This is a genomic window from uncultured Porphyromonas sp., from assembly GCF_915070105.1.
Lineage (GTDB): Bacteria > Bacteroidota > Bacteroidia > Bacteroidales > Porphyromonadaceae > Porphyromonas.
In genome coordinates this window covers 1-9,933 of the sequence record NZ_CAJZFJ010000073.1, presented here as the reverse complement: position 1 = coordinate 9,933, position 9,933 = coordinate 1, and the positions used below count along the sequence as shown (strand labels likewise).

At 48.9% G+C, this 9,933-nt stretch carries 5 protein-coding genes and 1 tRNA gene; 5 read left to right on the top strand and 1 reads right to left on the bottom strand.

What is annotated here, in order from left to right; translation table 11 throughout:
• Window positions 1-293: 293 nt before the first annotated feature.
• The 4 genes from leuS to QZ554_RS07240 all read left to right on the top strand — a co-directional run bounded on the left by leuS (window position 294) and on the right by QZ554_RS07240 (window position 5,668).
• Window positions 294-3,095 carry a leucine--tRNA ligase gene (leuS, locus tag QZ554_RS07255; protein ID WP_297195442.1) on the top strand — a complete coding sequence of 934 codons (2,802 nt, stop codon included), beginning with the start codon at window positions 294-296 and terminating at the stop codon, window positions 3,093-3,095.
• Between the two features lie 39 nt (window positions 3,096-3,134).
• Window positions 3,135-4,133: a YitT family protein gene (locus QZ554_RS07250; protein ID WP_297195440.1), complete on the top strand. Its 999-nt coding sequence runs from the start codon at window positions 3,135-3,137 to the stop codon at window positions 4,131-4,133.
• A 161-nt stretch (window positions 4,134-4,294) separates the two neighbouring features.
• The gene (locus QZ554_RS07245; RefSeq protein WP_297195438.1) at window positions 4,295-5,290 is read left to right on the top strand and encodes a type I phosphomannose isomerase catalytic subunit; all 996 of its coding nucleotides are present in this window, start codon (window positions 4,295-4,297) and stop codon (window positions 5,288-5,290) included.
• 39 nt (window positions 5,291-5,329) lie between these two features.
• Window positions 5,330-5,668, top strand: a complete 339-nt coding sequence (locus QZ554_RS07240) for a MerR family transcriptional regulator (RefSeq protein WP_297195437.1) — start codon at window positions 5,330-5,332, stop codon at window positions 5,666-5,668.
• Window positions 5,669-5,898: 230 nt separating this feature from the next.
• On the opposite strand, the gene QZ554_RS07235 is transcribed toward QZ554_RS07240, so the two are convergent.
• Window positions 5,899-5,972, bottom strand: a tRNA-Asp gene (locus QZ554_RS07235).
• A gap of 893 nt (window positions 5,973-6,865) precedes the next feature.
• On the opposite strand from QZ554_RS07235, the gene QZ554_RS07230 reads away from it, so the two are divergent.
• Window positions 6,866-9,718, top strand: a complete 2,853-nt coding sequence (locus tag QZ554_RS07230; RefSeq protein ID WP_297195435.1) for an ATP-binding protein — start codon at window positions 6,866-6,868, stop codon at window positions 9,716-9,718.
• Window positions 9,719-9,933: the final 215 nt, after the last annotated feature.

Here is a 9,933-nt window from a genome sequence, read left to right as displayed (position 1 = left end):
ACCCCCGAAGATCCAAAGGCAGGAGTGTGCGAGCGAGATCATGCGTCGGCCCTGCTCCAAACATAGATGATAGCCACCAGATAGTTCCCCACAGACTATCCCCGATATAATAGACTATTTCCTTGGCTTATCTGGAATACAATTCCGAGAAATAAAGATTGTGCAGACCAGGCACTACTGAGTCCCATATGCTACTCCTAGATAAGGCTTCAAGATAGGGTTAGATGACATAGCTCTCTTTCCTCTAAATAATGTACCTTTGCAACACTCAAGTAAAGATCACAAGCTGATAGATGGAATATAACTTTAGGGCTATTGAAGCTCGCTGGCAAGAGTATTGGCGAGAGAAGAACGTGTATCGAGTAACGGAGGATCAGAGCCGTCCTCCCTTCTATGTATTGGATATGTTCCCCTACCCCTCAGGTGCAGGCCTGCATGTAGGGCATCCTTTGGGCTACATTGCCTCCGATATATTCTCTCGCTATAAGCGACTTCGTGGCTTCAATGTCCTCCATCCTATGGGCTATGATGCCTTTGGACTTCCTGCAGAACAGTATGCCATACAGACAGGGCAACATCCAGAGGTCACAACCGAAGAAAACATCCAACGCTACCGAGAGCAGCTCGATCGCATAGGCTTTAGCTTCGACTGGTCTCGTGAGGTGCGCACCTCCGATCCCAAATACTACCGGTGGACGCAGTGGGTCTTCATCCGTCTCTTCCACTCCTATTATAATTATGGTGTTGGTCAAGCTCGCCCAATTACTGAGCTCATAGCACATCTAGAAGCCCAAGGCACTGAGTCTCTGGAAGCAGCCGAGAGTGAGCCGCTCAGCTTCACAGCTGAAGAGTGGAAGAGCTGGGACAAGGCTCGACAGGCTCAGGCACTGATGAACTACCGCCTAGCCTACCTAGGCGAGACGATGGTCAATTGGTGCGAAGCTCTCGGTACTGTCCTTGCCAATGACGAAGTGAGTGATGGCGTCAGCATCCGTGGCGGACACCCTGTAGAGCAACGCAAGATGCGCCAATGGTGTCTACGTGTCTCCGCCTATGCTGGTCGTCTGCTAGAGAGCCTTGATAGGCTAGCTTGGAGCGAATCACTCAAAGAGTCCCAGCGTAACTGGATCGGTAAAAGTGAGGGAGCAGAAGTACGCTTCCCTATCCTATGTGATCGGGATAGTAAGGGATGTCATCGAGGTGAGCTAACAGTCTTCACCACACGAGTAGATACGATCTTTGGGGTAAGTTTCATGGTGCTTGCCCCAGAGAGCGACTATGTTGCAGAGGTTACAACGGCCAATCAGGCTCAGGCTGTAGAGGAATACCTACAAGCGACGAAGCGACGGACTGAACGCGATAGAATGGCAGACCGTCGAGTCTCTGGTGTTTTCTCTGGCTCGTATGCCGAGAATCCACTTACGGGCGAGGCAATACCCATCTGGATCAGTGATTACGTACTCGCAGGCTACGGCACAGGTGCTATCATGGCTGTACCAGGTCATGACAGCAGGGACTTTGCCTTTGCTAGATACTTTGATCTACCTATTATACAGGTTGTCCTTCCCGAGGGAGAGGAGGTATCCGACACCTCCAGCTGGACAGAGTCCAAGGACAGCAAGAGTGGAACGCTCGTACACTCGGGCTTCCTCGATGGCCTATCTGTACAGGAGGCTATCGCGAAGATGAAGGTTTATATCACAGAACATCAGCTAGGACGAGTACGTACGAACTATCGTCTCCGTGATGCCATATTCAGCCGCCAACGCTACTGGGGCGAACCCTTCCCCATCTACTACGATGCAGAGGGTATCGCACATACGATCAGTGATGAGGAGCTCCCTCTATGCCTCCCCGAGGTAGATAAGTACCTACCTACATCTGATGGTCAGCCCCCTCTAGGGCGTGCCCAAGGTTGGCACACAAAGCAGGGCTACCCCTATGAGCTCAGCACGATGCCAGGCTTCGCTGGCAGCTCAGCCTACTATCTACGCTATATGGATCCCCATAACGATAAGGCACTCGTCAGCAAGGAGAAGAATGCCTATTGGCGGCACGTAGACCTTTATGTAGGAGGGGCAGAACATGCCACAGGGCACCTGATCTATAGCAGATTCTGGAATAAGTTCCTCTTTGACCTAGGTTTGATTGTGGAGGATGAACCATTCCAGAAGCTGATCAATCAAGGGATGATTCAGGGACGTTCCAACTTCGTCTATCGAATCAAGGATACAAATACCTTTGTCTCCCTAGGGCTAAAGGATCAGTATGACACGACTCCGATCCATGTGGATGTGAATATCGTATCTAACGACCACCTTGACCTAGAGGCATTCAAGGCTTGGAGGCCCGAATATGCAACTGCAGACTTCATCTTAGAGGACGGCAAGTATATCTGTGGCTGGGCAGTAGAGAAAATGAGTAAATCCATGTTCAACGTGGTGAACCCTGATATGATCGTAGAGCGCTATGGAGCCGACACGCTCCGCCTCTATGAGATGTTCCTCGGTCCTCTTGAGCAGAGCAAGCCTTGGGACACTAACGGAATCGACGGCGTACACCGCTTCCTGAAGAAGCTATGGGGACTCTACTATTCAGCAGAGGGGCTACGTGTCACAGATTGCCCGGCAAGCAAGGAAGAGCTAAAGAGCCTCCATAAGCTCATCAAGAAAGTTAGTCAGGACATCGAGCAGTTCTCCTTCAACACCTCCGTAGCAGCCTTCATGATCTGCATCAATGAGCTACAGAGCCTCAAGACAACCTCTAGAGAGGTATTACAGCCCTTGGTTATCCTACTTGCCCCCTTCGCTCCTCACATCTGCGAAGAGCTATGGCATGCCCTAGGGGAACAGACAACCATCGTCGAGGCGACATGGCCTGAACATAATGAAGCCTACCTCGTCGAGGATCAGGTGAAATACCCCGTGAGCTTCAATGGCAAAACACGCTTCACCATCGAGATCCCCACTACAGCTACGAAGGAAGAAGCCGAAGCCCTAGTCCTACAGAGTGAGGAAGCACAACGCTGGCTAGAAGGTAAGACACCTAAGAAGGTAATAGTAGTACCAGGGCGCATTATCAATATCGTCCTATAGCGAGAAAACCAAGGCAGTATATAACAATCAATACATTTCATGGCACAGACATTCAACCCAGCTAACTTCATAGCTGGGAAGTTCCGAGACCTAGGGAATGAACTATCGAGGCAGGCTGTCTCACGCTACTTCTGGCGTGACCTGCTCATCGTCTTCCTCGGGGTCATGCTCTACACGGTCGGATTCAGCTTCCTCATCTACCCCCAGCGTGTGACCACCGGGGGACTCATGGGGATATGTAACATCATCACGATCATCACGGGGGTCAAGGTCGATATCCCGTACAATGTGATTAACATCACGCTCCTGTTCGTTGCCTTTATCTTTCTTGATAAGAACTTCTTTATCAAGACTCTTATAGGCATCGGGCTCCTTGCAATCATCATCCCGATCGCTACACGTACTGCCATACCTGACCCAAGGGTAGAGGACTACTGGCACCTCTTGATCCTCAAAGATCAGCCCCTACTCGCCCTAATCCTAGGAGCAATGATGTGTGGGCTAGGACTGGGTATGATCTTCTCCGTCAATGGTAGCTCAGGGGGCACAGACGTCGTTGTGGCTCTCATCAGTAAGTACCGCAACATGTCTTTTGGACGTATCTTCATCGTTGTAGACGGCTCGATCGTGCTCTTCTCCTATATCGCGAACGTCTATCTGGCCGACATCAAGATTGATGCTTTGGCAGCCTTCGACAAGCTGGTGATGTCCTTCATCGAAGTTGTACTATTGGCTATGACGATGGACTGGTACACGAACAACAACAAGCAGTCCATGCAATTCATGATCTTCAGCTCAAAGTACAAGGAGATCAACGATGCCATCATCTCTAGACTGCGACGTGGATGTACAGTGCTGGAGGCTACAGGTGGCTACACGGGGCAATCGCAGAAGGTGCTGCTCGTAGTCGTACGCAAGCAGTATTCCGTAGCCATATCTCGCATCATTGAAGAGATAGACCCGAAGGCATTTGTCTCTCAGGGAGCAGTAAAGGGTGTCTATGGTGAAGGCTTCGAAAGCATCAAGAAGCTAAAGTAAGCAGACCATACCATCCCCAAGAGGTTTTGAGATCGTCCTATGGGCAGACGCCTATAGGGCGATCTTTTATATAGGTAAGATAAATATCTGCAAACTAGCATAGCTTAGCCTAGTTATACGTATCTTTGTACAGATTTTAATCATTGCAGACGTAATATAGCATGGCGGGAAAAGACCTATATCCCCTAACCTTTATGCCTTTGCTCAAAGAGGTCATTTGGGGAGGGCAAGCCATACGTCCCTTCAAGGGGCTGGAGGCTGATGATAGAAAGATTGGTGAGAGTTGGGAAATATCCCATGTGGACGATAACTACTCAATCGTGGCTACAGGCAGCCTAGAGGGCAAGAGCCTAGATGAGCTCATAACCCTCTACGGGGAACGCCTTGTGGGCAGGAGTGTGCTTGACCGATTTGGCCGACGCTTCCCCTTGCTCATCAAGTTTATTGATGCCCGCGACTACCTCTCTATTCAGGTACATCCAGATGACGAGCTAGGTATGAAGCGCCACAATTCCTTCGGGAAGACCGAGATGTGGTATGTGATCAACGCCACCCAGGGAGCGAAGCTCTATAGTGGCTTCGCTGTACAGTCCTCCCCCGAGGACTATGTACGTCGTGTGAAAGAGGGTACTATTGTAGAGGCATTAGCCGAGTATGAGGTACAGCCTGGGGATGTATTCTTCCTCCCCGCAGGCCGTGTACATGCGATTGGAGCAGGTTGCTTCATCGCAGAGATTCAGCAGACCTCCAATGTCACCTATCGCATCTACGACTACGATCGGACTGATGCCTCCGGAAATAAGCGAGAGCTCCATACAGAGCTAGCCAAGGATGCCATAGACTATCGTCTACAAGATGACTATCGTACAGCTTATACTCCGCATGTAGATGAAGCTGTAGAGCTCGTCTCATGTCGCTACTTCGAGACCAACCTCCTAGATCTAGATCAGCCCATGGTACGAAACTGGGCTACCCTAGATAGCTTCGTGATCTATATCTGCATGGAGGGCAAGGTGACTCTACAAGACGCGTCAGGATATGAGGTTTCACTCCATCAAGGGCAGAGCGTCCTCGTCCCAGCTGAGAATGAACTGGTCAAGCTCACGCCACAGGGTGGATGTAAACTCCTTGAGACCTATATCCCCGCAGACAAGTAATCCGCATAACAACACTATTTAGACAGAGAGTAAGTAATTATGGCTAAGCGACTCTATTACCGCATCAAAGAGGTGGCAGATCGAGTCGGAGAGGATGCCTCTACCATCCGCTACTGGGAGGTAGAGTTTCCTCACATCGCGCCGAGCACGACCCCCAATGGTACTCGTCAGTATACCGAGAAGGATATACAGCGGATCATTGCGGTACAGCACCTTCTTCGTGAGAAGAAGTTGACTATCAGTGGCGCTCGTGCAGAACTAAAAAGCCACCGAGACAAGGTAGAGCTGAGAAGCAATACCCTGACCCGTCTGAGGTCAATCCACTCACAACTCCTTGACCTTCGTCACTTACTAGATGAGCCCACAAGCTCAAATTGAGTGGCGTGAACGCAAGCGCATAGCATCTCTGCAGTCAAGGACAATGCATAAGACCTCCCCTAGATTGGCTAGGAGAGGTCTTATGTATTATATTTCCCCATAATATTACCCTGCTAAGAACTAATGTTGAGTAGTACTCTACTAGCCCTCACAGAGCAAGAAAACGAGAGATTACAGATAATGGGGAAAAAAGAACAAGAGCTGCAGATTATATAATCTACAGCTCTATGCGGTATGGACGGGACTCGAACCCGCGACCCCCTGCGTGACAGGCAGGTATTCTAACCAGCTGAACTACCACACCGTTCCGCTTTTGCTCTGCAAAGATAGTATAAGTAATTGTAACTACCAAATATCAGGAGATGCAGGCCTTTCAACTCCCCCCAACTTTATCACAGCCTTGATCTTCCTACACATGATTAATTTTGACTAGACAAGTTCTAGAATAGCAGTCGCTTCCTCACAATTGAGAGGAAGCGACCGCACTCTTACACCTATCAACACATGAGATCACAGCAGAGAAGTGGTGATACGGAGATATGCGACCCAAAATTATCGCAGTGTACTCCCGACCTCTCATACGGACCCATTTTAGAATTTCACCCTACATGCACCAGCATTATGCTCCAACGTCCGACACTAATGCACAAAGGGATGCTATGAGTCAACAAGAAAGGCAGACCAAGTCAACTAGAAAAGTCTCCTCTACTTGTATCACAAAGATAGGAGGCTTATGCAGTAAATCTCGTAGGCTAAATGGACAAAAACATGTCCTAATCGGACATTCTCTATATGCTCCCCCACATCATCAAATAGGAGACTGTCTGCATCGGACACCGAAGGTGTTGCAATCAGACATAAGGGCATCAAAACCTCATAGAAGAAAATGACAAGCAACAAGAACCCAGCTACCTCTCTTCCCGCACCTTTCACCATGAACTAGAGGACAAATTTCCTTAAAAAGGCATTTGGGCATCAGCACAAGATTTTTCATCTTTGCAGTAGACTTTAGCCCTAATAGGTAGTATTCACCTCATAGAGAGATTGTATAGATACCACTAACAACTTTACCACTAGAGGATCATCACCTCCTCACCCTCTGAGCTCGTGCTGACACCTCCCATTCCCTATGGTCTTATGCGACATTGCCACCCTCTATCCACTCCTTCTACAGACTCCTCTTGGAGACCTATTAGCTTGAAGCACGCCTTTAACTCCAGGCTATGCTATCTATATGGCTGTATTGGTCTTGTTCTTTTAGCAGCCTTTGGCTGTAGGGATCAGGTAGCTAAAATCCGCCCCGAGGACCGCTACGCAATAGATAGCATAACTAAAGTAAACAAGGATATATCCTCTCTAAAAAAGCTCCAACATCAGTTCGATCAGGAGGAGAACCAACTCGGGAGCATCATTACCCGAAAGGAACAAGGGCGGATATTACGCAATGAAAGCCGATTTGACGAAGCGCTCCAGATCCACAGTGAAGGACTACGTCTGGCAGAGGATCTTGGTGATACCATTGAGTGGGTACAGGCACTTAACGAGATCGGCACAGACTATAGGCGAATGGGGATCCTTGATGTGGCTCAGGAGTACCATTACAGAGCATATACACTTAGCAGTGCATGCTCAGACACCACCTACCAAGGTAAAAAGAACCAAGTAATCTCTCTAAATGGTCTAGGGAATATCTACATGACCATCGGCAATTATGAGAAGGCAGAACAGTCCTTCCGTCAAGCATTGGCTGGTGAGCAAAAGCTAGGGAGTGCCTTCGGCCAAGCAATCAACTATGCCAACCTCGGATCGATCTTCGAGCATCAGGGCAAGGTTGATTCCGCTTGGGCCTACTACAAACATTCGATGGAACTTAATACAAAGGAAGGTAGCAGTCTTGGCATCTCCCTTTGCCACACCTATTTTGGAGCGCTCTATCAGAAAGCCCAACAATATGACAAGGCTAAGCAAGAGTATCTAGCTGCCTATGATTTGATGAAAAACTCCAAAGATGAGTGGCACGCCTTGACTAGCCTCATTGCACTGGCAGGGATCTACAACACGACCCACGAAGATTCCCTGTGTGAAGAGTTCCTAGCCAAAGCCAAGGCTATAGCAGAGCGTATCCATTCCAATGAACATCTAGCTGAGATCCACGCCCTATATCACAGCTATTATAGTCGTCGTGGAGATTATCGAAAAGCTTTAGTAAACAAGGAGAAGGCTGATGCCCTACTTGATAGTGTCGTAAGCATCGAAAAGATGAATAGGATACAGAATACCAGCATCAATATCGAGCGTAATCGCCAAGAGCAAGAGATCTCTGCGGTCCAACTCAAGCTTCAAGAGGAGCACTCCAAGCGCAACATCACCCTCGGAATATCCGCTATTGTCTTCCTAACTTTGGCCTCTCTAGTTGCGATATTGCTTTACATCCAAAAGCTACGTGCCCGCAACCATAGGACGCTGAAGCAAATGTCTACCCTACGAGAGCACTTCTTCACCAACATCACTCATGAGTTTCGAACCCCGCTAACCCTCATCCTTGGGCTAAGCCACGATATACAGAAAGAACCAGGCATCACTACTCAGCTACAAGAGAAGGCACACACCATAGAGCGTCAGGGCTCCAACCTCCTGGCTCTTATTAATCAGCTCCTAGATATAGCACGAATCAAGTCCGCCATCGGACGCTCTGACTGGTATAATGGCGATATAACTACTCGTCTAGGCATGCTCGTGGAGAGCTATCGAGACTACGCAGAGAATCGCCACATAAACCTACATTATACTACATCTGGGCCTGTCGTGATGGATTTTGTCCCTGACTACCTAGACAAGGTCATCAATAACCTACTCTCCAATGCCCTAAAGTTTACACCCGAGGATGGCACCATTGAGGTTAAAGCTAAGCAAGATGGATCCCAGCTAAAGATAGAGATATCAGATACTGGTGCTGGGATTAGTACAGAAGCTCTACCACATATCTTTGAGCCATTCTACCAAGCAGAGAGCAACGTTCGTCATATCGGGACCGGCGTTGGACTCGCTCTCGTGAAGCAAATCATCGATGCCGTAGGTGGTACTATCGAGGTTAGAAGCGACGCTGATCAAGGGACGACCTTCTTAATTTCAGTCCCTATCCGTCATGAGGGATATCCTCTCCTTACTCAGACTGGGATAGTCCCCGTAGCCCCAGAAATAGAGGTGAACCCTCAAGACAGCACTGGAGGCAATGACTGTCGTCTACTTATTGTGGAGGACAATCCTGATGTAGCGAAGTACGTAGGCTCTATCCTTTCAGAGCACTATTCGATCCATTATGCAGCTAATGGCCGTGAGGGGATGGAGAGAGCTCTAGATCTCATCCCAGATCTCATCATCACAGATCTAATGATGCCTGAGATAGACGGACTAGAGCTATGCAGACAGATACGAGGCAATGAGGTCGTTGATCATATCCCTGTCATTGTGGTCACAGCAAAGGTAACTGAAAGTGAACGTATAAGAGGATTCGAAGCTGGAGCTGATGCTTACCTCTCCAAGCCCTTCAACAGTGACGAGCTACGTGCTCTCGTAGAGCGACAGCTAAGTCGCCACCGTTCTATACGCCTTATGGCAAGTCAGGTAACAGAGAGCACTGGCGAGGTGAAGCCTGTCCACTCCCAAGAGAGGGAGAATGAGGGAGCCCCAACACCCCAACTCTCTGTTCTAGAGCAGCGCTTCCTAGACAAGGCTAACCAGCTCATCAACTCATCGCTTGGTAAGCATAAGCTCGAGGTTACAGCTCTAGCCGATAGCCTCTGTATGAGTCCTCGTCAGCTCCACCGCAAGCTCGTCGCACTTACAGGATTCACTCCCGCCAACTATATCCTTAGACAAAAGATGCAACGAGCCAAAGTACTCCTATCCTCTCAGCCCGAACTCACAATCGAAGATGTCGCAGAGCGCTGTGGTTTCGAGCACGAGTCTAGCTTCTACCATGCCTTCAAAAAGAGCTATGGTATCACCCCAACAGAATATCGCCGAGGGAGGATCGAAAAGCCTCTTTAGGAAAGGGAAAGGTAAAGCCTTAGCATGGGAACAGGGCAGAGGCATGAAATCACCATAGTGCAAGGGCTAGGTCGTCAAGGAGCATACCCCGAAGATAGAAGTATCTATGTCCTAGTCTAGATATGCCAAGCGAATACCTCCTACCTAGAAGGGATGAGTGTACACGTGTGTACACAACTGTATACCCACGTGTACACTACTGTATACACGCGTGT